The 22,355-nt window shown below is 59.4% G+C and carries 22 protein-coding genes and 1 tRNA gene; 11 read left to right on the top strand and 12 right to left on the bottom strand.

The genetic code is table 11. From position 1 onward, the window contains the following. Positions 1–26: 26 nt before the first annotated feature. The 3 genes from ACZ9EJ_RS21900 to ACZ9EJ_RS21890 form a co-directional block, all read right to left on the bottom strand. The gene (locus ACZ9EJ_RS21900) at positions 27–392 is read right to left on the bottom strand and encodes a DUF1236 domain-containing protein (protein WP_285230049.1); all 366 of its coding nucleotides are present in this window, start codon (positions 390–392) and stop codon (positions 27–29) included. 105 nt (positions 393–497) lie between these two features. After that, positions 498–683, bottom strand: a complete 186-nt coding sequence (locus tag ACZ9EJ_RS21895; RefSeq protein ID WP_046629749.1) for a hypothetical protein — start codon at positions 681–683, stop codon at positions 498–500. 22 nt (positions 684–705) lie between these two features. Continuing rightward, positions 706–1,518, bottom strand: a complete 813-nt coding sequence (locus ACZ9EJ_RS21890) for a DUF1236 domain-containing protein (RefSeq protein ID WP_080955853.1) — start codon at positions 1,516–1,518, stop codon at positions 706–708. A 544-nt stretch (positions 1,519–2,062) separates the two neighbouring features. On the opposite strand from ACZ9EJ_RS21890, the gene ACZ9EJ_RS21885 reads away from it, so the two are divergent. Further along, entirely contained in the window at positions 2,063–2,662 is a 600-nt protein-coding gene (locus tag ACZ9EJ_RS21885) for a hypothetical protein (protein ID WP_046642318.1), read from the top strand. On the opposite strand, the gene ACZ9EJ_RS21880 is transcribed toward ACZ9EJ_RS21885, so the two are convergent. The 3 genes from ACZ9EJ_RS21880 to ACZ9EJ_RS21870 form a co-directional block, all read right to left on the bottom strand. Further along, a complete protein-coding gene (locus tag ACZ9EJ_RS21880; RefSeq protein WP_046629746.1) occupies positions 2,636–3,310 on the bottom strand; it encodes a response regulator in 675 nt (224 codons plus the stop codon). The two genes, ACZ9EJ_RS21885 and ACZ9EJ_RS21880, sit on opposite strands and share 27 nt — an antisense overlap. After that, on the bottom strand, positions 3,307–4,713 hold the full coding sequence (locus ACZ9EJ_RS21875; RefSeq protein ID WP_046642319.1) for a sensor histidine kinase: 1,407 nt from the start codon (positions 4,711–4,713) through the stop codon (positions 3,307–3,309). The genes ACZ9EJ_RS21880 and ACZ9EJ_RS21875 overlap by 4 nt, the downstream gene beginning before the upstream one ends. 143 nt (positions 4,714–4,856) lie before the next feature. Next, positions 4,857–5,549, bottom strand: a complete 693-nt coding sequence (locus tag ACZ9EJ_RS21870; RefSeq protein ID WP_476099816.1) for an FkbM family methyltransferase — start codon at positions 5,547–5,549, stop codon at positions 4,857–4,859. 719 nt (positions 5,550–6,268) lie between these two features. Between ACZ9EJ_RS21870 and ACZ9EJ_RS21865 the strand changes: the two genes are divergently transcribed. Both ACZ9EJ_RS21865 and ACZ9EJ_RS21860 read left to right on the top strand, forming a co-directional pair. Beyond that, positions 6,269–7,069, top strand: a complete 801-nt coding sequence (locus ACZ9EJ_RS21865; RefSeq protein WP_255736897.1) for an FkbM family methyltransferase — start codon at positions 6,269–6,271, stop codon at positions 7,067–7,069. A gap of 128 nt (positions 7,070–7,197) precedes the next feature. Beyond that, entirely contained in the window at positions 7,198–9,423 is a 2,226-nt protein-coding gene (locus tag ACZ9EJ_RS21860) for a glycosyltransferase (protein WP_052764718.1), read from the top strand. Between the two features lie 107 nt (positions 9,424–9,530). Here the strand turns inward: ACZ9EJ_RS21860 and ACZ9EJ_RS21855 are convergent, their stop codons facing one another. The 4 genes from ACZ9EJ_RS21855 to ACZ9EJ_RS21840 form a co-directional block, all read right to left on the bottom strand. Then, positions 9,531–10,778: a glycosyltransferase family protein gene (locus ACZ9EJ_RS21855; RefSeq protein ID WP_046642419.1), complete on the bottom strand. Its 1,248-nt coding sequence runs from the start codon at positions 10,776–10,778 to the stop codon at positions 9,531–9,533. 254 nt (positions 10,779–11,032) lie between these two features. Further along, on the bottom strand, positions 11,033–12,814 hold the full coding sequence (locus ACZ9EJ_RS21850) for an ABC transporter ATP-binding protein (RefSeq protein ID WP_046642418.1): 1,782 nt from the start codon (positions 12,812–12,814) through the stop codon (positions 11,033–11,035). 491 nt (positions 12,815–13,305) lie between these two features. Then, positions 13,306–13,689 carry a hypothetical protein gene (locus ACZ9EJ_RS21845; protein WP_255736900.1) on the bottom strand — a complete coding sequence of 128 codons (384 nt, stop codon included), beginning with the start codon at positions 13,687–13,689 and terminating at the stop codon, positions 13,306–13,308. Between the two features lie 256 nt (positions 13,690–13,945). After that, a tRNA-Thr gene (locus tag ACZ9EJ_RS21840) sits at positions 13,946–14,020 on the bottom strand. Positions 14,021–14,172: 152 nt separating this feature from the next. On the opposite strand from ACZ9EJ_RS21840, the gene ACZ9EJ_RS21835 reads away from it, so the two are divergent. The 3 genes from ACZ9EJ_RS21835 (at position 14,173) to ACZ9EJ_RS21825 (ending at position 16,809) form a co-directional block, all read left to right on the top strand. Next, entirely contained in the window at positions 14,173–14,424 is a 252-nt protein-coding gene (locus tag ACZ9EJ_RS21835) for a hypothetical protein (protein WP_046629739.1), read from the top strand. Between the two features lie 110 nt (positions 14,425–14,534). Next, complete coding sequence (gene murA / locus ACZ9EJ_RS21830; RefSeq protein WP_046642416.1) at positions 14,535–15,827, top strand: UDP-N-acetylglucosamine 1-carboxyvinyltransferase; 1,293 nt, start codon at positions 14,535–14,537, stop codon at positions 15,825–15,827. A gap of 139 nt (positions 15,828–15,966) precedes the next feature. After that, entirely contained in the window at positions 15,967–16,809 is an 843-nt protein-coding gene (locus tag ACZ9EJ_RS21825; protein ID WP_046642414.1) for an oxidoreductase, read from the top strand. 70 nt (positions 16,810–16,879) lie between these two features. On the opposite strand, the gene ACZ9EJ_RS21820 is transcribed toward ACZ9EJ_RS21825, so the two are convergent. Together ACZ9EJ_RS21820 and ACZ9EJ_RS21815 are read right to left on the bottom strand one after the other, a co-directional pair. Further along, positions 16,880–17,353, bottom strand: a complete 474-nt coding sequence (locus ACZ9EJ_RS21820) for an SRPBCC family protein (protein ID WP_046642413.1) — start codon at positions 17,351–17,353, stop codon at positions 16,880–16,882. 39 nt (positions 17,354–17,392) lie between these two features. Then, entirely contained in the window at positions 17,393–18,262 is an 870-nt protein-coding gene (locus ACZ9EJ_RS21815) for an SDR family oxidoreductase (protein ID WP_046629735.1), read from the bottom strand. 105 nt (positions 18,263–18,367) lie between these two features. Here ACZ9EJ_RS21815 and ACZ9EJ_RS21810 point away from each other — a divergent pair, with 105 nt between their 5' ends. From ACZ9EJ_RS21810 to ACZ9EJ_RS21790, 5 genes are all read left to right on the top strand, one after another. Continuing rightward, positions 18,368–19,258 (top strand): LysR family transcriptional regulator, encoded by an 891-nt coding sequence (locus tag ACZ9EJ_RS21810; RefSeq protein ID WP_046629734.1) that lies wholly within the window; start codon positions 18,368–18,370, stop codon positions 19,256–19,258. 211 nt (positions 19,259–19,469) lie between these two features. Beyond that, complete coding sequence (locus ACZ9EJ_RS21805; protein ID WP_046642412.1) at positions 19,470–19,904, top strand: DUF2948 family protein; 435 nt, start codon at positions 19,470–19,472, stop codon at positions 19,902–19,904. A 68-nt stretch (positions 19,905–19,972) separates the two neighbouring features. Beyond that, positions 19,973–21,286: a histidinol dehydrogenase gene (gene hisD, locus ACZ9EJ_RS21800; protein ID WP_046642411.1), complete on the top strand. Its 1,314-nt coding sequence runs from the start codon at positions 19,973–19,975 to the stop codon at positions 21,284–21,286. Between the two features lie 3 nt (positions 21,287–21,289). Then, the gene (locus tag ACZ9EJ_RS21795; RefSeq protein WP_046629732.1) at positions 21,290–21,763 is read left to right on the top strand and encodes a UPF0262 family protein; all 474 of its coding nucleotides are present in this window, start codon (positions 21,290–21,292) and stop codon (positions 21,761–21,763) included. 2 nt (positions 21,764–21,765) lie between these two features. Continuing rightward, positions 21,766–22,245 (top strand): arsenate-mycothiol transferase ArsC, encoded by a 480-nt coding sequence (locus tag ACZ9EJ_RS21790; protein WP_046629731.1) that lies wholly within the window; start codon positions 21,766–21,768, stop codon positions 22,243–22,245. Positions 22,246–22,355 lie beyond the last annotated feature (110 nt).

The raw sequence follows: 22,355 nt of genomic DNA, 5'->3' as shown, positions 1-22,355 counted from the left end.
CGATCGGTTTCAGGACGGGGTACGATTTACCGGACGACCTGCACGACCGTGCGGGTCTGCGGATCGACGATAACGCGCTGTTCGTTCACCACCGCATAGGCGTATTTCGGGCTGTCCGGAACCGGGGTCAGCACGACGGTCTCGGGGATGGGCTTGCCGACGACGATCTTCTCCTTGATGACGACGGGCGATGCCGGGGCAGGAGCCTGTTCCACATAGGTAACGACGCGTTCCGGCGGCGGGTCGATGGCGGTCCCGGCAACTGCGCCGGCGACGCCGCCGACGGCAGCACCGACCGGGCCTCCGATGATCGCACCGGTGACAGCGCCGCCGGCCGCACCATTGACCGTGCCTTGCTGGGCCGAAGCTGCAGGAGCGAGGACGCCGAGCATGGCGGCGGAAAGAATAAGGATCTTGGTTTTCACGATGGTTCTCCTTCTGGGTATTACGACACGGGCGAGGGGTTCGCGCCGCGCCTTGGAATGCGATTGAGGCTGTTATCTCGTGACTGGCGCAGGCGGCTCGATCTTCGGCAGGGTCACGTGGATGCCGATATCGCGGTTTGCGAGGTAACCGCTTTCGAACAGGAAGAGCCCGCCTGCGATGACCACGATCAGCAGGATGGCGGCGACGACCCAACCGCCGCCGCCCGTATGGATCACTGTCGGTTCCCGGTCACGCATGGTTCTCTCCCGCGTTCGGCGCTCAGCCGACCAGGATGTAGACGATCTTGTGGCTCGAGGGTTCGACGATGATGATCCGGCCGTCTGCCAGCAGGAAGTATTCGTAGCCGCGATAGGCCGGAACGATCTCGACGATGCGCGGCGGCAGAGGGTGCAGTTCCACGGTGGTCGGAACGGCGACGCCGACATCGACCCTGATATCGACATCGACCGGCTCGACCTTGTTCTGGACGAGGATCTGGCGCACTTGCGTCCGCTGTTCAGTGGAGATGTTGATGCTGCCCGTGGTCTCGTTGGAAGGTTTACCGGTTGCGGCCTGGTTAGAGTCAGGCTGCTGTGCGCCGTTGTTCGGGCGGGCAGTGTCTTCGGTGGCCGACTTGCTGGCATCGGTTCCCGAGCCCGAGCCCGAGCCGGAAGTGGCGGCCGTGGAGCTACCGTTCTGGCCGGCAGGTTTCTGCTGCGCGGTGTTGTCCTTGGTGCCTGTCTGGGCGTCAGCGGATTGCGCCTTCTTCGCATCGGCCGGCTTTTCCTGAGCTGCGGTGTCACCCTTCTTCAGGCGCTGCGGATCGTCGGCCGTGCTTTGGGCAGTCGTCGAACTGCTGCCGCTGGCCCCACCCTGCGGCTGCTGCGTCGTCGCACCCATGTCCTGTTGCGGCTGGGTCTGCTTGGCGCCGGACGAACCGTCCGAACCCGGCGGGAGCTTGCGTGGCAGGGTGGGCGAGCCACTGTCCTGGCCGGTTGCGGGAGCTTGAGTCTGAGCGATAGCCGGAACCACCGAAAGCGTCGATCCGGCAAGAAGCGCTATCGCGAGCGTCTGTTTCATTGTGGTTTTCATGCTGTTTCCTCTACCTCCTATTTCTCTTGAGCCTTTGTTTCATTTGCGAGCCACTGCCTGGGTTCGCAATCACCGTCCAACTACGGGTGCCACCGCTCGTTCCGCCGTTCGGGCTTCAGTCGGGCAGAGCAGGACTTCGGGCTGATCGTCGTTGGGCCTTTGGTCTGAGGGGGTGGGTTAAAGGTCCAAGGGGAGATGAAATCGCGATACCGGACTGATAGGGTGCCGTGGGGCCTGGAGGTTTTTCAGGGGGGCGTCACGGACAACGGCATGTTCGTGGTCCAGGTGGCTTCCGATCCCTGTCGCGGCTTTTTGTCTGCATTGCCATCTTGGGAGCGCTTGCCGCCTGATGGGATCAGATCCGGTTCCTGCGCATCATCGGTCCTTTTCAGCGCAGAACCTTGCCCGCCGACCATCCTGTCGCGGTCGGCGGGCTCTTTGACCGGGAATTGCGCTACGGAACCATTAGGCAGGTGTCCGATTTAGACTTGCATACCAGTTCAAAAATGCCCCAAGCAGGAGATGGCCACCCAGGAGCCGAGAGATGCCGATCCGTAAAATGCTTTTCGTGAGCGGAGCGCTCACAGCGATTGTTGCAACCGTGCTGCCCTTGAAGGTGGTGGCCGGTGCGGATGGCATGCTGCGCGTCGCGCTGTCGAGCGTCGCGGCCCAGGAAGGCAATGGCAATGGCGGCGGCGGAAGCAATGGTGGAAACGGCGGTGAAAACGGCAACGGCGGTTCTGGCGGCAATGGCAACGGAAACGGCGGCGACAATGCCGGCGGCGACTCCGGCAATAGCGGAAATGGCAACGGCAATAGCGGCGGCAACGGGAATGGTAACGCCGGCGGAGCCGATAACGGCACCGGTGGCTCGGGAACCGGTGCGGGCGCCGGATCGGCTTCAGCAGGCGGAGCCGCAAATCCCGGAAGGGCCCCGGCGCAACCCGCCACCCCAGTTGCTCCAGCGAAAGCCGGCGTCGAGGTCGATGTTCGCGGATCCTCGATAACCGTCCGCCATCAAAACGGCGCGACGGAACGGATTTCACAAGGCCGCTACGAGATGCGGGATTCGCGCTCCCGCACGATTGTCAACCGGACCGCGACCCCTTCTGATGCCTCAAGATTGCGGTCTTTCGGCCGCTGAGCGTTGATCGGTCGCATCGCGAAGAGCCAGGGCCGCCTCCGTCCGATTGGTCACCTTCAGCTTCGACAGGATGCGCGTCATGTGATGCTTGACGGTCTTTTCGTGAAGATCGAGTTCGCGCGCCACCCGCTTGTTGCTGAGGCCTGATGCCACGAGGCTTAGAACCTCCTGTTCGCGATCGGTCAATTCCGACAAAAGGCTGGGCTTTGCCGGGGTTTCGCCGGAGGCGGATAGGCCGGCGATAAGCCGCGCCGAAAGGGCAGGTGAAACATAGCTCTCACCCGATGCCACGGTTCTCACCACGTCTGCCAGGCCTCTGGAGCCGACACCCTTGAGAACGTAGCCTTTTGCGCCGAGCTTCAGCGCGGTTGCAATGTCTTCGCTCGCCTCCGAGACGGTCAGCATAACGATCTTCAGGTCCGGGCAATGATCGAGCGCTTCGGCAATGGCTTGGAGCCCGTTTCCGGGCATGGAAATGTCCATCAGCATCACGTCCGGGCACAATTCCCGAACGATACGCAGCGCGTCGTCGCGCGAACCGCCTTCGCCGACCATCTCGAAATCCTCGATCTCGCCGAAGCTGCGCGTCACGCCTTCGCGGAACAACGGATGATCGTCGACGACCGCAATCTTTATTCCTGTCATCAGGCCTGCTCCATTTCATGCACGTTCAGCGACATTCTGACCGTGGTTCCGTCCTTCGAAGTGATGATTGAAAATGTCCCGCCGAGGCTTTCGATTCGCTCCCTGAGCCCTGCGAGCCCGAGGCCCTCCGGGCGGATGTGTTGGGGATCGAAACCCGGCCCCCGATCGGAAACTTCGACAACGACATTGCCGTTGTCGAAACTCTGGCGGACGCTCTGCTCCACGCCGCCGCCATGCCGGAAGCCGTTGTTAAGCGCTTCCTGCACGAAGCGATAGATGCAGATCTTGGCCGAGGGCGAAAGCGGTCGCGATCCGCTTGACACCGACAGCACGACAGCGACCCCGGTGCGCTGTCGGTGCGCGTTGACGGCGCGTTGCAGCACGTCGGGCAGTTCGGCGGTCTCGATCTGCGGCAGAACCAGACCACTGCAGATGCTACGGATCTCGTCCATCGCCTCGTCGAGGCGCGCCTTGATCGTGGTGACCTCCGCTTCGCGGGCGTCGGGCGGGGTTGCGGGATCGGTCAGGAGCCGGCTGTCCACCCGCAGTGCCGCATAGGCGACAAGCTGGGCCGGCCCATCATGCAGGTCGGCGCCGAGCCGGCGCAGATAACTCTCGTTGAGGGCGGTGGCGCGCCGCGAGGCGCGCTGAGCCCGCGCGTGAAGCGTCCTGTTCTGCGAAAGGAGATCAGAGAGTTCAGCCACCCGCTGCGTCAGCGCCTGCCGTTGATGGTCGATCGTGCGGCTGCCGCGGAGAACAATCGCCGAAAGGATCAGGAAAAAGGCGAGCGTGACGCCGGCGACTGCCGCCCAGCTCCGAAGCTGGGCCTGGTAAAGGCTGCGCTCAAAATCGCCCGCGACCTCGTAGAACTCCGAGACGGCGACGACCTCTCCTGACCAAGGTTGCAGGATGGGATTGTAGATCTCGAGAAGTGGCATCCCGGTCGCGCGCTCGGCCTTGCTTTCCGGGTCCTCGGCAAGGCCGAAGCGCGCCACCATCTGTCCGGAAAATGCGGTTCTCAGACCCTCGCTCGGACCGTATTTCTGCCCCACCATGCTTTTGTCCGTTGCATAGAGGATCGTGCCGTCCCTGCGCCAGAGCTTGAAGGATATGACCTGGCCGCCGAGCGCGCCCTGGCCGAAGGTTTCGTCGAGCGCGCGGGTGGTGACGTCGTCGAGCGTCTGGTTGGTCTTCATGTCCGGGAGCAGCGGGGCGATGATGCTGTCGACATAAAGGGCGGTGGAAGCTGCCGAATTGCGGGTGACCGCCGCCTCGATGAGGCTGGTCACGAAGGCACCGACCAAAAGCATCGCCGCGAAGGCGACCAAACCTCCCGCGAGCAGAAACTGCCGGGCGAGGGATTGGTTGTTCCAGCGATCAAGAATTGCGCCGAGCCGCATCAGCATGCCATGTTGTTGACCCGCACCATGCGAGCCAATGGCGCGCAACGCGCAAGGGGCCTGATCCGTTGCATTGGGGGCCGATTATCAGAGACAGAAGATAAGCACCGCACGGCAACCGCTTCCGTCGGGGCTTCTAAGGTGGATCATCAGGCGGTTTCGGCCATATTGAACTTGAACAGGTAGTCGTGCCCCGTAAGCTTATCCAGGAGGGAGTAGCCCTTGGCTTCCAGGAAACTTCGCATCCGGTCTATATTCCGGCACTCTATCACCATGAACCTGAAATTGTGGCGGTCGAAATCCACACCCATCAGGACCTCCAGTTCGGCACCTTCGACGTCCAGCGACAAGATGTCCATCAGCGCCGGCGCCTTGCCCTCGTCCAGGATCGTGCTGAGCGGCTTTGCCACCGCACCGAACTCGAATGTCGCTTCGCGATTCCTCAGGAATTGTCGCGAGAGTTCCAGATGGGCTGATACGCTCTCCAAGTCGACCTCGACATTCGTTGAGACGCTCATGAGGTTGCCGTAAGTCATATCCACATATTTGTGAGGATAACCGAAGCGCACGCAGGCATTGCAAAATATGGCATTCTTCTCGCTGCGGTTCCTTCTGCATTCCAGAAAATTGTTTGGCGAGGGTTCTATGAGGATGCCGTTCCATCCGCGATTTTTTTCGAAATAATAGGTGTTGGACTGGCGAATGCCGTCATTGGCGCCCAGTTCCACGTAGAACCCGTTGTCGTAGTCGATATATTTCTCGATCTTCCGATCCAACTCGTTGAGCCCAAAATATGCGCTACCAGGCTTTTTCTTTTTAAAAGGAAGACGCAGTTTGGGCATTGAATTTCACTCCGTAGCTTCCAAAAACGATGGGATCGCCGTCTCTGGAGCCCTTTGCATGGACATGGACACGTGGCGCCAAATAGCATATCGCGTCGAGCCTGTGCTATAGCGACGTCAAACGATTCAGGCGGATAAGCAAAATCCCGCCACGCTGCATGGCGCGGGTGGAATACCGCGGCGATGATTATGGGCTGGCCACCAGTTCCTGTCAGTGTTTCGGGCATATCTTTCTCAGGATACGCTCCAGCCTCATTTCCTTCTCTTTCGATAGCAGCGCTCGCGCATATAGATATCGTCGGCGAGGAGTTCGTGGCAGGCACTTGCGGGTGGCGCAGCGGAAACTCCACGCTCCGGCGGGGAAGGTCCGCGACATTGTTAGACCTTGAGGTATGCGTTGCATCCGCGCGGAACCGAGAATGCTGATCAGATTGCCCCCTCGGCTGTATACTGATTTGTCGCTGTTGTAAGGCAATAATTTGATAGCCCCAGGCGTCGAGCCGCCCTGGTACAACTCGGCGCCAGGTCGCCTACCCCAGATGAGAGGATATCGGCCCAAGAAGTAGCTGTCCTCGATCGCTGCCGGCCATGCGTGAAGTTCAAGCCGTTGAGCGTCCCAAAGTGGAAATTATCGTCGGAAGCCGAAAGAGTAATCAGCTTTGACGTAAAGCCGGATTGTCGGTAGGTTTCGGCAACCTAAGTCGTTGGAGATAAGTAGCGTGGTTCAACTGTTGAAGCGTCTCTCGGATCGAGCATTCGGACGCAAACATCGAGAGGTCCGTAGAGATTCGCCGCTTTCGAAGCATGTTGCTCCTGCTGGCCTCCTGCCATCGTCCCAAATCGTAAGGCTTGGTAGCGGCTATGGCGGATGGCATCTGCCGAAAGCCCATGGTTTAACCTCGGCAAGTGTATGCTATCTCGCTGGGGCCGGGGAAGATATTAGCTTTGACTGTCAGTTGGCCCGTGATTTTTCGTGTGATGTGCGAATAATCGATCCAACACCCAGGGCCATCGAGCACTTCAAGCAATTGTCCAATGCGGTTGCTTCGGGTTTACCGTTCTGCGTGAGTAGCGCCGAGACCGAATTCTATGACGTGAGCCAGCAGGATCTGCAGAGAATTACATTTTGGGAGGTTGGCCTTGCGGGGAAAGACGCAGAGATGCGTTTCTATCTGCCAAAAAATCCGGATCATGTCTCTTGCTCTGCAGTCAATTTGCAAGGGACTGAGGATTTCTTCATCGCACAGTGCCATCGTGTCAAAACACTGATGGAAAGACATGGCGACACGCAATTGGATTTGCTGAAGATAGATATCGAGGGAGCTGAGTATCAAGTGATCGAGGACATCGTTTCATCGCTCACTTTGCCGCGCATCCTTTTGATCGAGTTCGATGAATGCCATTCTCCGCTTGATGGCCGCGCAGATGACCGAATTGCCCAGCATATTAGCATGCTATCCGGTGCCGGAATGCGCTGCGTTACCATCGAAGGCTGCAATGCGACATTTGTTCGAGAATAGCACTTGGCTTCGCTCTTATATTTTGCGCCTTTGAAATGCCACAAGCCGAAACATTGCGCACTTAGTTCAGACGCCTAGGGCGAAATCAGTCTTCAAATCTGCTTAGCGTTGCGGAGCCAACATCTACTATGCCAATACGGTCGCCAGTCGCACTGTTCACCTATAACCGTCCTGAACACACGAGGACAACACTCGAGGCCCTCGTCAGGAACACGCTGGCTCCTGAGACAGACCTCTATGTTTTTAGCGACGGGCCTAAGTCGGATGCTGATGCGGCCTCTGTTGCATCGGTTCGTGAAGTCGTTCGCGGGGTCTCGGGATTTGCCTCCGTCTCCCTCATCACACGCTCAGTCAACATGGGGTTGGCGAATTCCGTCATCACCGGAGTGAGCGAATTGCTAAGAGAGCATGGTCGGATCATAGTTCTGGAAGATGATCTCGTCACAACTAAGAATTTCATCGCCTTCATGAACGATGCTTTGGATCGCTATTCAAATGATCCAAAAGCTTTTTCAGTAACCGGCTATCGGCTCCCCGAGGGTTATCTACATATTCCTCGTGACTTTCCTTACGATACCTTCGCGGGATACCGTTGCTCCTCATGGTCCTGGGGGACTTGGCGCGATCGTTGGAATCTCGTTGATTGGGACATGAGCTATTTTGCCGATTTCATGAAGGACGAGATGGCAAGGGCGGAGTTTGACAAGGGTGGTCGAGATCTTACTAAAATGCTTCGCCAGCAGAAGGAAGGTAAGATCGACTCATGGGCGATCCGCTTTAGCTTCGCTCACTATGCAAACGACATGCGTTGCATGTATCCGAGAAAGTCGCTGGTCCAGAATATCGGATTGGACAATTCAGGGGTGCACACCAAACCAAATCCGCGCTTCGTCCACACAAAGCTCGAAGACGACTGGTATCCAAAACGTTTTAGCCCGGCCGATGTTATGGATCCGCGAATCGCAGCTCGGTTTGTGACCGCGTTTAACGGACCGCTATATCCTCGGCAGAGCGGTCCGTTTCGTGGCATAAAGCGCGCTGCACGAAAGGTAGCAAGCTACGGCCGGAGCCTGCCCTCTTTTCTGTTAAGCTTCGCTTTCGGCTCTCCCTCCCAAGTTGATATACTCACAGTTAATACCTACCAGAAAAAGGGTGGAGCGGCGCGGGCTGCTTGGAGGGTGTTTAGTGGCATTAGGCAGATCTACCCAAATTCAGTCTATCTTACCCTCGTCAGAGAGGACTCTGACTCGGCAGTTTGGGGGCTTGATAGCCGATCCATCCGGAGGAAAATTGCGCGACGGTTCACGCGTCACGAAAAAAGGCTGCTTAGGCGGTATTCCCTCCGGGAGGGGTCCTTCTTCTCTCCGTCGTTGAGCCAGAATCCCTTGAGGATTTCCCTCGCTCGGACAAGGCCTGCACTTGTGCACCTAAATTGGGTCGTAGATGGAGTTGTGGACTTTGACGAACTGGTGGCCTTAAAGCGACCTGTTGTCTGGACACTGCATGACACCTGGGCTTTCACTGGTGGCTGCCATTACACCGGGGACTGCACCAGATACCGCGAGGAGTGCGGTCAATGTCCGCAACTGGGAAGTTCGGATGCTTTTGATATCTCTCGGCAACTAATACAAACCAAGGCTGAGGTATATCGGAAGATGGATCTAACGATTGTTTGCCCCAGTAGATGGCTTGCCGAGATTGCAGCTGAAAGTAGCCTATTGGCTGGCCGCCGGATCGAAGTCATTCCAAATGGTTTGGATACAGATGTATTTAAGCCGTATGATCAAGAAGTATCGCGATCACATTTTGGTATTTCAATAGATGAGTGCGTCATTCTATTTGGAGCACAAAGCCTGAAGGACCCTAGAAAAGGAAGCGATCTTCTCATTGAATGTCTTGGGAAACTTAAATTTCCGTGTACGTTACTCACGTTTGGTGATGGAGATTTTTTATCGCAACTTCCGGATGGTGTCCGGTTGCATGCGCTCGGCAATATAAAAAATGATGATGACCTAGCCATGGCATATTCCGCTGCAGACGTGTTCGTTTGTGCCTCGCGAGAAGATAATTTGCCAAACACGATTGCAGAGGCACTGGCTTGTGGCACACCATGTGCGGCCTTCGACGTCGCCGGCTTGAGCGATATGATTGACCACCGGGTGAATGGCTGGCTGGCGCGCCCTTTCGACACGGATGAATTGGCCGCTGGGATAAAATGGCTTACCAATCGAGCCCAAGCGGAAAGCCTAAGACTTGCGGCACGTGAAAAGGCGATTAAAGACTACGATCTAGCCTCTGTTTCCTCCAAATACGCCAAGCTATTTGACGAGCTAATGAAAGCAGCGGACTTGTAGTTGACATCGGCACCATTGGAGCGGCTCCGCGCGGTTCTGGATTGATAGCGGCATGTTTGTGCTTTGAAAGTGCTGACCGGCTTGCCCGTGCTTGCTTATGAAGCCCGCTACTGGTCATGCATCGGTGTATCCAAGACGCGCAAAATCGGATTGTTGAGAAGAACATCCTGGAAATACCCGGCCGCGCGCTCGGTGCCCAGCTGAAAACGTGATGGATCGGCTGCGATTCGTAAAATCGCTTTAGCGAAATCTTGATTGGTCGTCGCGGGCAAGGCATTTCCGAACGAAAGAAACGCCTTCATCGACATCCCCTGGGCATAGATGATGGGCTTACAGGCCGCGACGGCGTCTTGAACGACACCGGATCCTTGGAGACCATAGGTCGCCGCCTCATAAGGCAATAGGATCGCATCTGTCGACTGAAACAGCTGCTCGAATTCTTGTGGCGATATACGGTTGCCTTGTGGAGAAACGGTAACATTTCCTCCGCTATCGTTGAAATTTTGCAGGCCCCCATAGACGCCGCCTTCACTGAAGTCCGCCATCGAGCCTTGGATGGCGAAATCTATTGCGCCGACGGATCCGCTCTGAGCCAGCTCAGCAACGGCCGCGACGATATCTGCGATCCGCGCGCTACCCTTTTCGGGGCGGGGTTCTCCGAATATTCCCACGCGGAAGCTACCGCTATCATTCATCTTGGGGCATGGAGGTAGTGCGACTGGCATGCTGCAGGGGAGGTAAAACCCACCTTCGACGGTCATGCCGAAACTCGCCTGAAAATAGGCCGCCAGTTCCTCGGTCTCGCTGAACAGCAAAACGTTCGCCGGAAGTTTTGCAAGGATCGCGCTCAGCCGCCTCGACCGAATCTTTTCGTTTCGGTCCCCCAACTCGGAATTCAGGAAGCGGAGGCAAATTCTGGGTGTTTCACCTGCCAATACAGCGCTCAGCTCAACCGCTGACTCGAGGGTGTCCAAGTCTGCCGTCGGTATAACGATGAGATCGTTTGCACCCACACCAAGGCTACGGCATATCTCTGCCAGTTGCCTACCAAAGGCGGAACAAGGCAGCTTGAGCGAATGCTTGGCTTTAAGGACGCCGAATACGGAAGCCATTTGCTCGAAGGCATTTCCGTAGAGCAAACGCGATCGCAGTTTTGCGAGCTTGATCGACCTGTTGGTTAGCTTTCCCGCCGCTGGTCCTAGGAATCCGTCATAGGCTTCCCCAGCCACGATAATTGTCTCGTGATGCGGGAAGTACCGACGCAACGCGGCAATTTGTGTATGGTGGTGTCCGCGATTGTGGACGAGTTTGCGTTCTACAATCAGCAGCTTTTGGCGCGCGCTTGCGTCGCTCATGGGGTCTTGCTCTGTTGGAGGGCCGGGCCTAGGTCGAAGAGGCATCAGATCGGCCCAATGAATTCTCGTTCATGCAGCTGCGTACAAATTTTGTTGGGCAGACATCAAGATATTATTGTTCCAGCACAGGGACAAAATTGTTCCAGCATAGGGACAAAGTCCGGTCGCAAGAACCTTTATATCTGGATCTAAGTCGCTCGAGGCACTGGAGCTTCAGAATTCATCGTTACTCGCGTCTGATAGCGTCCTGCATCTCATTCCAGCTCAACCTTTTCAGGTGATTGGAGATTGTTCAGACGAGCGTAAAGGCCATCTGTCCGTGTCGCAAGTTCCTCATGTGTTCCTTCTTCGACTGCCCGGCCTTCATGCATGACGATGATCTTGTCGGCATTGACGATTGTAGACAGGCGATGGGCGATGACGACGACGGTCCGCCCGTGCATGGCGGAATCGAGTGCCCTTTGCACGGCGGCTTCGGATTCGTTGTCGAGCGCGGAGGTGGCTTCGTCGAGAAGGAGGATCGGTGCGTTGCGCACCAGTGCGCGTGCGATCGACAGACGCTGCCGCTGACCGCCGGAGAGGGTCATGCCGTGTTCGCCGACCGGCGTTTCGTAACCCGCCGGCTGCATGAGTATGAAGTCGTGGGCATGGGCAAGTCGGGCGGCTTCCTCGACTTCGGCATCGGTCGCTTCGGGCCGTCCATACCGGATATTGTCGCGGATCGTTCCTTCGAACAGATAGGGTTGCTGCGTGACATAGGCGAGGCTATGCCGCAGCGACGCCTTGGTCACATGGGCTATGTCCTGTCCGTCAATCAGGATCTGGCCTTCGGCCGGATCATAAAAACGAGGGATCAGTGATATGATCGTCGATTTGCCCGCCCCCGACGGGCCGACCAGAGCGGTTGTCTTGCCGCCTTCTGCGATGAGGTTCACACCCCGCAAGATGGGTGCACCGTTTCCGTAGGCGAACATGACATCCTTCAGTTCGATCTGCGCATTGGTGACGACAAGGTCGGGTGCGTTTGGATTTTCCCGTTGTAGCGGCTGCATGTCGAGCAAGCTGTAGATCATTCTGGCATTAACGACGGCTCTTTCGATCTGAACCTGCATCCGGGCAAGCCGGCGGGCTGGGTCGTAGGCCATCAATAGTGCTGTGATGAAAGCGAAGAAAGCGCCGGGGGCAACATCATCATAGATTGAACGAAAGGCGGCGTAGCCGATCACGCTGGAGATCGCCACGCCTGCAAATGTCTCAGTAAGGGGCGCGGTGCGTTCGGACAGGCGGGCAATCCGGTTGCTCTGTCTTTCGGACGTTTCGATAATGCGCTGGACCTTCTGTTCCAGCTGCTGTTCCATTGTAAATGCCTTGACGACCGTGATGCCCTGGATGGTTTCCTGCATGGCGCCCAGCACTTTGCTGCTCACCTCGACGGCTTCGCGCGTGACGCTGCGCAGCCTCTGCGATAGGTAACGGATCGCAAGGATAAGTGGTGGTGCCACGGCGAATACGATCAGCGAGAGAACCCAGTCCTTCAAAACCATCACGACGATCAACGACACAAGCGTCAGCAGATCGCGCGCGGTCGAGGTGACCACGAGGTTGAGAACGTCTTTTATGCCACCGATATTCTGGTTGACTTGCCCTGCGAGGCGGGCTGAGCGCGATTCCGCGAAAAAGCCGACCGAGAGCTTCATGAGATGCGAATAAAGACGCTGCTGGTAACGGGCAACGATATTGTTGCCAATCTTGGATAGCGTGACCGCTTGCCCGTAGGTCGCCAGTCCGCGAACCACGAAGGCCGCAAATATCGCAAAGCAGATCACCAGGACCATGTCAGCCCGCTTGTTCGCAAATGCCTCGTTGATAACGGACTCCATGATCCACGCCGTAAAGGCGGTGGACATGGCTGTCGCGATGAGACAGAAGATAGCAAACGCGTAACCGCGGATGTGGTCTCTGCCGTTTTCGGCGATCACCCGTTTCAGAACGCTAGTGACAGTGCCTGAATCCAGATGGTTCTTCTTGGCGTTCAATTGGGCTCCCGCTCGTCGCACCGGACGAAAGTTTCACATATTGGGCGTATTAAACGCTTGGCACCCACTTTGCCAACCACGCTCGGTACGATTCTGCATGGCAGTTGCATGCGCGCCCTAGGCGCGCTTCATACGCTGCAATTGGCGGAAACACGGCCTTGTACCAATTCGGCCAATTCGTCTGAAATGATAGGAGGCGCAGAAAAGGGCCGCACAAGCTGGTTCAGTTGATCAGCCGTGGACGGTTGCAAGCGTCGGCGCAACCTCAAGCAGGGTCACGGTGCTGCGACGCCGTAAAAGACCAAGCAGCAAGCTTCTCGTTTGGCTTAGTGAAGCGACACAGCCTCCGCGCATCCCAAGGATACTCTCGTCACCACGGGTTGCAACCCAGCCACACAATGGCCCGGGTGTCGCTTGATTGGCGACACCCCTAGCAACGAGGCTCGGTCACGAGTCGGAAGCTTCGGCTGGCCATCCTAGTGGCGGTTTTATTATAAGCGCTGGCAGCCAGGCGCTCGGGAAATATAGACAGAGTCGGGACGGCCACGGGCTCCGCCACGCTTTCCGTAACCGGCAATAGAGTAATAATTGCGGTTCGTCGCGCTGATGTACGGGTCGTCGAGATGTCGTGAGGCGGCGGCCAAAGCTGCACGCGGGCTACAGCCGCGATCATAGCGGCGCTCGTCGCGGCGCTCGTATCGCCGGTCATACCGTCGATCGTACCGCCGATCATCGTAGCCCGGGCGCTCGATCCGCATTCCACGTTCTCCGAACTCAAATTCGAAGCCTTGGGCGGTAGCAGGCACAGTTTGAATGGCGATGCCGACAAGCAAGGCCGATATGCCGGCCAGCAGTCGGAGTTGTTTCGTTTTCATCTGTTCTCTCCAGCAACGTAATAAGCCAAATTAGCAGAACAAAAATGAACGGCAGCATAACAAGTTCCGTCACCGGGCCTTACCCTTGAGATTATGCTTTATTAGAAGGAAGGGAGGATGAGAAACTGCAAGAAGTTCCCACTGGAGGGCGCCCGGCGCGTGCTGCAATTCGAGGCGGCGCCTCGATCGAAGCGAGGTATCGCTGAAAAGACTTAAGTTACCTGGAGAAGAAACGAAGCGCACTTCGAACGAGAAATGGTGCTGCTAGAGAGATTTGAACTCTCGGCCTCTCCCTTACCAAGGGAGTGCTCTACCCCTGAGCTATAGCAGCGTCAGCCGGCGCGAAAGACCCGCGTCGTCGGCAGCGGCCTATTGCCATAGGTTCACCGGCAGCGCAAGCCGCAAATTTCAAGTTCTTTGCCAACGAGTGGGGAAAACGTCGCCTCCGCTTTCAAGAAGCTCGCTTTTTGGGTATGGAGAGCCATGGTGAATGATGAAGAACGGCACGCTTCGGAAGATATGGATATCGGCGAAGGCCGCGGCGACCGGCACCGCAAGGCGGCCGCGGCGCGGGAGGCGCAGCGCAAGGCAAAGGCTGCGGCCAAGCTTCGCGAGAATCTGATGCGCCGCAAGACCCAGGCGCGGGCCCGTCGGGCCGGCGAGGAGGATCCGACCCAGGGTCTTCCCGCTGCAAAACAGGGGCTGCCTGCCGCAAAAACGGACGAATCATCATAGCCTATGCGCCGGGACAGGTCAGCGGGCAGGCCATTTCAGCAATCATTGAAGTAGCGGCGGATTTCGTCTAAGGACGCCACCTTTCGCGCTCAGAAGGAAGAGTACAACTTATGGATCGCATCAGAATCGTGGGCGGCAACGAACTCAAGGGCACCATTCCGATCTCGGGAGCGAAAAATGCCGCTCTGCCGCTGATGATCGCCTCCCTTCTGACGAGCGATACGCTGACGCTCGAAAACGTGCCGCATCTGGCCGACGTGGAGCAGCTCCTGCGCATCCTCGGCAATCATGGCGTCGATGTTGCCGTCAATGGCCGCCGCGAGCGTCAGGAAGAGAGTTATTCCCGCACCATCAACTTCACCTGCCGCACCATCGTCGATACGACCGCTCCCTATGAGCTGGTCTCCAAGATGCGGGCGAGCTTCTGGGTCATCGGGCCGCTGCTCGCGCGCGAAGGCCAGGCGCGCGTTTCGCTGCCGGGCGGCTGCGCCATCGGCACGCGTCCGGTCGATCTCTTCCTCGAAGGCTTGCAGGCGCTAGGCGCTACCCTGGAGGTCGATGGCGGTTATGTGAACGCCACAGCGCCGAAGGGCGGCCTGATTGGCGCCCGATACGTCTTCCCGAAAGTGTCGGTCGGCGCGACGCACGTGATGATGATGGCGGCGACGCTCGCCCGCGGCACGACGGTGATCGAAAACGCAGCACGTGAGCCGGAGGTCGTCGATCTCGCAAAATGCCTGACCGCCATGGGCGCCAAGATTTCCGGCGCCGGCACCAGGACGATCACCATCGATGGCGTGACCTCGCTTTCAGGCGCGCGCCATCGGGTCCTGCCGGATCGCATCGAGACCGGCACCTATGCCATGGCGGTTGCTATGGCCGGCGGTGACGTCGTGCTCGAGGGCACCGAAGCATCGCTGCTCGACAACGCTCTCGATACGCTGCGGCTGGCCGGCGCCCAGATCACCGAGACGGAAAGCGGGCTGCGCGTCGTGCGCAACGGCAACGGCATCCAGCCGGTCGACATCACCACCGAGCCGTTCCCGGGGTTCCCGACCGACCTGCAGGCGCAATTCATGGCGCTGATGACCCGGTCTTCCGGCGTCTCGAACATTACCGAGACGATTTTCGAGAACCGCTTTATGCACGTGCAGGAACTTGCCCGCCTCGGCGCCAGGATCTCGCTCTCCGGCCAGAAGGCCCGGGTCGAAGGCGTGACGCGGCTGAAGGGCGCTCCGGTCATGGCGACCGATCTGCGCGCGTCGGTATCGCTGGTCATCGCCGGCCTTGCTGCGGAGGGCGAAACCATGGTCAGCCGTGTCTATCACCTCGACCGCGGTTTCGAGCGGCTGGAAGAAAAGCTCACCCGCTGCGGCGCGGTGGTTGAACGCGTCAGCGACTGATCGATCCGCAGGGTTAGATATTTTGCAAAGGACGGCAGGGCGTTGGCCTTGCCGTCCTTTTTTGCGTTTCTATCTCTTTGAGACGTCCATCCTTTCCCGCCTCATATTATTTGATCCGGCACTCCACGGAGATTTTCCCATGACCGATGCACAATCCCCCGTCTGGTTTATTACCGGCTGCTCCACCGGCTTTGGCCGCGAACTGGCCAAGCTGACGATCGAGCGCGGCTGGCCGACCGTGGTGACCGCCCGCGGCAAGGATCGGGTCGCCGATCTGGCCGAAGGCAAGGATCATGTCCTGGCGCTCGATCTCGACGTGACGGACATGAAGCAGATTTCTGATGCGATTTCGGCCGCCGAGCAGAAATTCGGCCGCATCGACGTGCTGGTCAACAATGCAGGCTACGGTTATCAGGCATCGATCGAGGAAGGCGAGGAGGACGAGATCCGCGCTATGTTCGACGCCAACGTCTTCGGCCTGTTCGCCATGACCCGCGCCGTTCTGCCGGGCATGCGTGCTCGCCGCAAGGGTCACATCCTCAACATCACCTCGATGGCGGGTTTCATGGGCCTCCCGAGTTCCGGCTATTATTCGGCGAGCAAACATGCGGTCGAGGGTTTTTCCGATGCGCTCGCCCATGAAGGCGCGCCGCTCGGCATCAAGGTCACCTGCGTCGAGCCCGGCCCGTTCCGCACCGACTGGGCCGGCCGCTCGCTGAAGCAGACGCCGAGCAGGATCGCCGATTATGCCGAGACCGCCGCCGCCCGCATGGGGGCGACATCCGGCTATAGCGGTCGCCAGCCGGGGGATCCGGTGCGCGCCGGCGAGGCGATGATCGCCGCGACTGAGGCGGATCAGACGCCCCGCCACCTGGTCCTGGGGGCCATCTGCTATAACGCCGTCACCCAGAAGCTGAAGGAGCGGCTGGCCCAGATCGAACTCTGGGAGGACATCAGCCTTTCGGCCGATTTTCCCAGCTGAATTTCGGTGACGGTGGGCTGCGCAGGCCGCCTCGCCAAGAGACGGCCCTGCTGTTTGTATCTGGTGACGACTAAAGCCTTCCCTGTGCGAGCAGTTCGCGGGTGCGCTTCAGCGTCGACAGCAGGGCGGACTTGTAGCCGTTTTCGCTGTCGAACTGCATCTGTTCGGCCTGCTCTTCGAGGCCGTTCGGCTGCTTGCCGCGCAGGCCGAGATAGCAATAGAAGCGCAGCTGCAGCGCGCCGGCTTCATCCTCGAACAATTCATTGATGATGGCGCCCTTGCGGGGGCCGATTGCCTGGAAGAAGGTAACCTTGCTCTGAGGCTCAAGAGTGATGATTTCCCTGATGTCGGAGCCGGCGATGGTGGCTTCGCGGACGAAGTGGGTGGCACTTTCCTCCACGACATCGCAGCGCGTGCAGAGGCCGGGCGGGAGGAACAGGCGCGCATCGCGCGCCTTCAGTTCCAGGCCCTTCCAGACCTGCTCCCGAGTAAGCTTCGTTTCCCCCTCCGGGTTCACCGGAACAGTTGCGGTCGAATAGATCATGATAACGGTCCTTTGTTCGGGATTGTGCGACTGCCTGCCTCAGACGGAGGCGGCAGTTTCCGAGGCGAAGTTGCGATAGGAGCGGAGCGGCCGGCCGAGGAGCGTGGTCAGGCGGTCGAGGTCGCCGTCCTCGGGCAGCATCCCGTCGGTCAGGAACCGCTCGCCCATCATGCGCATGTCGTAGGCCATCCATGGCGGCATGAACTGCCTGAGGTTCTGCTCGAAGGCCTGTGTATCGTTGCCGCCGTAGTTGATCGGGCGCGCAAGCACGTCCGACCAGATGGCGGCGATGTCCGTTCCGGTGAGCGTCTCGGGGCCGACAAGGTTGATCCGGTCGAGCGCAAACGGCTCTGCGGCGTGTTCGCGGCGCAGCAGTTCAAGGGCTGCGATCTCCGCAATATCGCGCACGTCGATCATGGCAAGGCCCTTGCCTCCGACCGGCATGGAATAAACGCCGTAGCCGGTGATGACGTCCTTGATCACCAGATCGTTCTGGATGAAGTAGGCCGGGCGCAGGATCGTAGCCTTGAAACCCATCTGCTCGATCATCCGTTCGACGCCGAACTTGCCCGCGAAATGCGGTACGTTCACATAGACGTCGGCGTGGATGACCGACAGGTAGACGATCCGCTCGATGCCGGCCGAGCGGGCAACATTCAGCGCGATCAGAGCCTGGGTGAATTCGTCGGATACCACGGCGTTCAGCAGGAACAAGGTGGATACGCCGTCGAAGGCAATGCGCAGCGTGTCGACATCGAGAAAGTCGCCTTTCACGACAGCAACACCTGCGGGGAAATTGGCCTTGGAAGGATCGCGGACAAGAGCACGAACATCCGCGCCGCGATCGACCAGATGTTGGATAACTTGGCTGCCGACATTGCCTGTGGCGCCGGTAACGAGAATGGTCATGGGATTTTCTCCGGGTTTGTTTGCTTGACACCCCGAATATGGATGGATCATTATTGGTCCAATAGACCATCAATTTAGACGCAGCGTCTCACCAGTGGAACACCAATGGACCTCGTTGCCCTCGCCGATTTCAATCTCGTCGCCCGCCACGGTGGGTTCGGCAAGGCGGCAAGGGCTGCCGGCCGGCCCAAGGCAACCCTATCGCGGCGCGTTGGAGAATTGGAAAGCAGCCTTGGCCTGCGCCTGTTCGAGCGGGGTGCGCGTGACCTGAAACTTACCGAAGAAGGACGGGCGCTCTTCGAGCGGACGGCGAGGCTGCTCTCCGAACTCGACGACACGGCTTCGGCGATTGCTTCGGGCGGCCACACGCCCAAGGGGAGGTTGCGGATCAGCGCGCCGGCGCTTTTCTCCCAGAGCGCGATGGGCAAGATTGCGGCGGGATTTGCCCTCAAATATCCGGAGGTGAGGCTGGAGGTGACGACCGAGGACCGGCCTGTGGACATGATCGAGGAGGGCTACGACCTGGTAATCCGGGTCAATCCAGACCCCGACATAAACCTGGTCGGACGGGCATTTCTGCGCGACCGCCTGGTCGTTGTGGCGAGCCCTAACCTGTCTCGCCCGACCGGTGCGCTCGCTGCCCCTGGTGTTGTGCGCGGGGTCGGCGAACGGCAAACATGGCACGTGAAAACACCCGCGGGCCGATCAACGATCAAGATCGAACCGGTGCTCATCTTGTCGACGCTCATGATGGTCCGGGACGCGGTGCGAGCCGGCGTCGGCGCAGCGCGTCTTCCCATTTCGCTGGTGACCCACGACCTGGCTGACGGCACACTGGTGCACTGGGGGGATCTCGACGAGCCAGAGGTCGCTTTATGGGCGCTCTATCCCTCCCGGCGGCTGCTCAGCGCGCGGGTGTCTGCGTTCCTGGACTTCCTGAAGCAGGTCTTCCCAAATGGGACGCCGGACGAACTGGCCGCCTATATCGGCAGGTGATGGCGATCGAACCGGCTTTCAACAGTAGAAAAGCCCATGCAATGTCTGCCTGTCCCATTTTCCCTCCTTAACCGCGCCTACACATCCGTCCACGCCGGCCGATAAAGGTGCTTCTCTCTCACGCCGCCGTTGCTTCTTGCCGCGTCACATCCTATCTCAAGTCCTAAGAACTTTCGCGTGAATGCGCGCCTCTGGATGGATATTGGAAGCGATGACTGACTTGAAGCTGCTGGCCCTTGATACGGACGACCTGGGCGTCATTTCCGCCCATATGCAGGATGCGGTCTTCAAGGTGGGCGACGTGCGTTGGTCGCAGCCCGAGCGCAACTTCTCGCTCGCGGCCAACCGCTTCGTCTGGGAGAATGCCGCGGCCAAGCAGCGCAAGGGGTTCGAACGCCGTCGTGCGGCGATCGTCTTCAAGCGGGTGGAGGCGGTGCGCTCGACCGGCATCGACCGCGACCGCAAGGACGAGGTCCTGTCGCTGCTGGCGATCACCTTTTCACCGAAGGGCGAGGGACCGGAAGGTACGGTCGAACTGGTGCTTTCCGGTAAATCGACGATTGCGCTTGATGTCGAATGTATCGAAGTTGCTCTTGCGGATGTCGGCGGCGCATGGGAAACGGCGTCCAAGCCCCGTCATCCCTGATCTGGTCCCGTTTGTCCGACCGGCCCGACCGGGATAACATCGTTTTTTGAGCTGGAAGGAATATCCGCTTGGCAATCTGGCTGGATCAGGCGTCGCAGGATTTCGAGGCAAGGTTTTCCGCATTTCTGTCGACCAAGCGGGAGGTCTCGGAAGACGTGAACACGGTGGTGCGTGCCATCATCGACGACGTTCGCGCCCGCGGCGATCAGGCGCTGATTGACTATTCCGCCCGTTTCGACGGCATCGACCTCGCCAAGGTCGGAATAAAGGTGACCGAGGCCGAGATCGACGCGGCGCTTGCCGCGACTGACCGGAAGGTCATCGATGCCCTGACGTTCGCCGCCGAGCGCATCGAACGCCATCATGCCCGCCAGATGCCGAAGGACGACATCTACGAGGACGCGATCGGCGTCGGCCTCGGCTCCCGCTGGACGGCGATCGAGGCGGTGGGGCTCTATGTTCCGGGCGGCACCGCGAGCTATCCGAGCTCGGTGCTGATGAATGCCGTTCCTGCAAGGGTCGCCGGCGTTCCGCGTGTGGTCATGGTCGTGCCGGCCAATGGTGGAACGATCAACCCCGCAGTGCTGGCCGCCGCCCGCATCGCCGGCGTCACCGAGATCTACCGCGTCGGCGGTGCCCAGGCCGTGGCGGCACTCGCCTATGGCACCGAGACGATCGCCCCGGTCGCGAAGATCGTCGGCCCCGGCAATGCCTATGTGGCGGCTGCCAAGCGCCATGTCTTCGGCACCGTCGGTATTGACATGATCGCCGGTCCCTCGGAAGTCCTCGTCATCGCCGACGGCGAAAACGATCCGGACTGGCTCGCGGCCGACCTGCTCGCCCAGGCCGAACACGATGCCGGCGCGCAGTCGATCCTCGTTACCGACGATGCCGGGCTCGGCAAGGCGGTGCAGGCGGCCGTCGAGCGCCAGCTGAAAACCTTGTCGCGCTCGGAAACCGCCGCCGCGAGCTGGCGCGATTTCGGCGCCGTCATCCTGGTGCCGGACCTGAACGCCGCCGTGCCGCTTGCCAACCGCATCGCCGCCGAGCATCTGGAGCTTGCCGTTGCCGACCCCGACGCACTGATGCCCGGCATCCGCAATGCCGGCGCGATCTTCATCGGCCGCCATACGCCGGAAGTGATCGGCGACTATGTCGGCGGTTCCAACCACGTGCTGCCGACGGCCCGCTCGGCGCGTTTCTCGTCCGGCCTTTCGGTCCTCGATTTCGTCAAGCGCACCTCTATCTTGCGGCTTGGCCCCAATCAGCTCCGCCAGCTTGCGCCCGCGGCCATCACCCTTGCCCATTCCGAAGGGCTCGATGCCCACGCCCGTTCCGTTGCGATCCGCCTGAACGGCTTGCCCCTCGATGACGAGGGCTGACGGATGGGGCAAGGGGACTTCCGGCTCTACGACGTCGTTCTGGACGACTCGATCGGGCGCTCGACGCCCGATGTGGAACATGAGCGGGCGGTCGCCATCTTCGACCTCGTCGAGGAGAACTCCTTCGAGCCGCTCGGCCATGCCGGTGGCCCCTACAAGCTGAAACTCTCGCTCGTCGATGCCAAGCTGATGCTCGGCATCACCACTGACAAAGACGAGCAGGTCGCGACCCATATCCTGTCGCTGACCCCCTTCCGGCGGATCATCAAGGATTACTTCATGATCTGCGAGAGCTATTACGAGGCGATCCGCTCCTCGACCCCGAGCCGCATCGAGGCGATCGACATGGGCCGCCGCGGCGTCCATAACGAAGGCTCGCAGACGCTGATGGACCGGCTGGACGGCAAGATCCGCGTCGATTTCGATACCGCGCGGCGGCTTTTCACGCTGGTCTGCGTGCTCTACTGGCGCGGCTGAATATGGAGGCCGTGCCCGCCCCCCTGACGAATGCCAAAAAACCGGGCGCCATTCTTTTCATGTGCGGCTTCAACGCCATCCGTTCGCCGATGGCGGAGGCCATTGCAAAGCGGCTGCTGCCACCCGATATCTACGTCCAGTCGGCGGGTGTGCGCTCCGGCGAGCGCGATCCCTTCGTGGATGCGGTGCTGGAGGAGGTCGGGCTGTCGATCGGTCGCCATCAGCCGCGTACGTTGGAGGAGCTCGAGGACGATTTTTTCGACCTGATCGTCACGCTGACGCCGGAAGCCCACCATGCCGCGCTGGAACTGACCCGTTCAAACGCCGTGGAGGTGGTCTACTGGCCGACCATGGACCCGACCGCTGCGACAGGCACCCGCGAGCAGATGCTGGATGCCTACCGGCAGGTTCGCGACCATCTCTGGAAGTTGATCGACGAGCGCCTTTCCGGCATCAGCCGGCATCCGGCCGAGACCGCCTGAAACCGCTTGCCGCATGCCGCTTGAAGCGACATTGAGAATAGCGCTCAAGCGAGGTTCACAAAGCGGACATGATTGTGTAGTTTCCGCGCAAATTTCCGGGCAGGCGCGAA

Source organism: Neorhizobium sp. USDA 3394 (assembly GCF_056280385.1).
This window is presented reverse-complemented; position numbering and strand designations above follow the sequence as displayed.

What these genes read in the sequence shown, in the direction of transcription:
- ACZ9EJ_RS21900 (WP_285230049.1), bottom strand. Translation starts at nt 392, where the DNA reads ATGCTCGGCGTCCTCGCTCCTGCAGCTTCGGCCCAGCAAGGCACGGTC.
- ACZ9EJ_RS21895 (WP_046629749.1), bottom strand. Translation starts at nt 683, where the DNA reads ATGCGTGACCGGGAACCGACAGTGATCCATACGGGCGGCGGCGGTTGG.
- ACZ9EJ_RS21890 (WP_080955853.1), bottom strand. Translation starts at nt 1,518, where the DNA reads ATGAAAACCACAATGAAACAGACGCTCGCGATAGCGCTTCTTGCCGGA.
- ACZ9EJ_RS21885 (WP_046642318.1), top strand. Translation starts at nt 2,063, where the DNA reads ATGCCGATCCGTAAAATGCTTTTCGTGAGCGGAGCGCTCACAGCGATT.
- ACZ9EJ_RS21875 (WP_046642319.1), bottom strand. Translation starts at nt 4,713, where the DNA reads ATGCTGATGCGGCTCGGCGCAATTCTTGATCGCTGGAACAACCAATCC.
- ACZ9EJ_RS21870 (WP_476099816.1), bottom strand. Translation starts at nt 5,549, where the DNA reads ATGCCCAAACTGCGTCTTCCTTTTAAAAAGAAAAAGCCTGGTAGCGCA.
- ACZ9EJ_RS21860 (WP_052764718.1), top strand. Translation starts at nt 7,198, where the DNA reads ATGCCAATACGGTCGCCAGTCGCACTGTTCACCTATAACCGTCCTGAA.
- ACZ9EJ_RS21855 (WP_046642419.1), bottom strand. Translation starts at nt 10,778, where the DNA reads ATGAGCGACGCAAGCGCGCGCCAAAAGCTGCTGATTGTAGAACGCAAA.
- ACZ9EJ_RS21845 (WP_255736900.1), bottom strand. Translation starts at nt 13,689, where the DNA reads ATGAAAACGAAACAACTCCGACTGCTGGCCGGCATATCGGCCTTGCTT.
- ACZ9EJ_RS21835 (WP_046629739.1), top strand. Translation starts at nt 14,173, where the DNA reads ATGGTGAATGATGAAGAACGGCACGCTTCGGAAGATATGGATATCGGC.
- murA (WP_046642416.1), top strand. Translation starts at nt 14,535, where the DNA reads ATGGATCGCATCAGAATCGTGGGCGGCAACGAACTCAAGGGCACCATT.
- ACZ9EJ_RS21825 (WP_046642414.1), top strand. Translation starts at nt 15,967, where the DNA reads ATGACCGATGCACAATCCCCCGTCTGGTTTATTACCGGCTGCTCCACC.
- ACZ9EJ_RS21820 (WP_046642413.1), bottom strand. Translation starts at nt 17,353, where the DNA reads ATGATCTATTCGACCGCAACTGTTCCGGTGAACCCGGAGGGGGAAACG.
- ACZ9EJ_RS21815 (WP_046629735.1), bottom strand. Translation starts at nt 18,262, where the DNA reads ATGACCATTCTCGTTACCGGCGCCACAGGCAATGTCGGCAGCCAAGTT.
- ACZ9EJ_RS21810 (WP_046629734.1), top strand. Translation starts at nt 18,368, where the DNA reads ATGGACCTCGTTGCCCTCGCCGATTTCAATCTCGTCGCCCGCCACGGT.
- ACZ9EJ_RS21805 (WP_046642412.1), top strand. Translation starts at nt 19,470, where the DNA reads ATGACTGACTTGAAGCTGCTGGCCCTTGATACGGACGACCTGGGCGTC.
- ACZ9EJ_RS21795 (WP_046629732.1), top strand. Translation starts at nt 21,290, where the DNA reads ATGGGGCAAGGGGACTTCCGGCTCTACGACGTCGTTCTGGACGACTCG.
- ACZ9EJ_RS21790 (WP_046629731.1), top strand. Translation starts at nt 21,766, where the DNA reads ATGGAGGCCGTGCCCGCCCCCCTGACGAATGCCAAAAAACCGGGCGCC.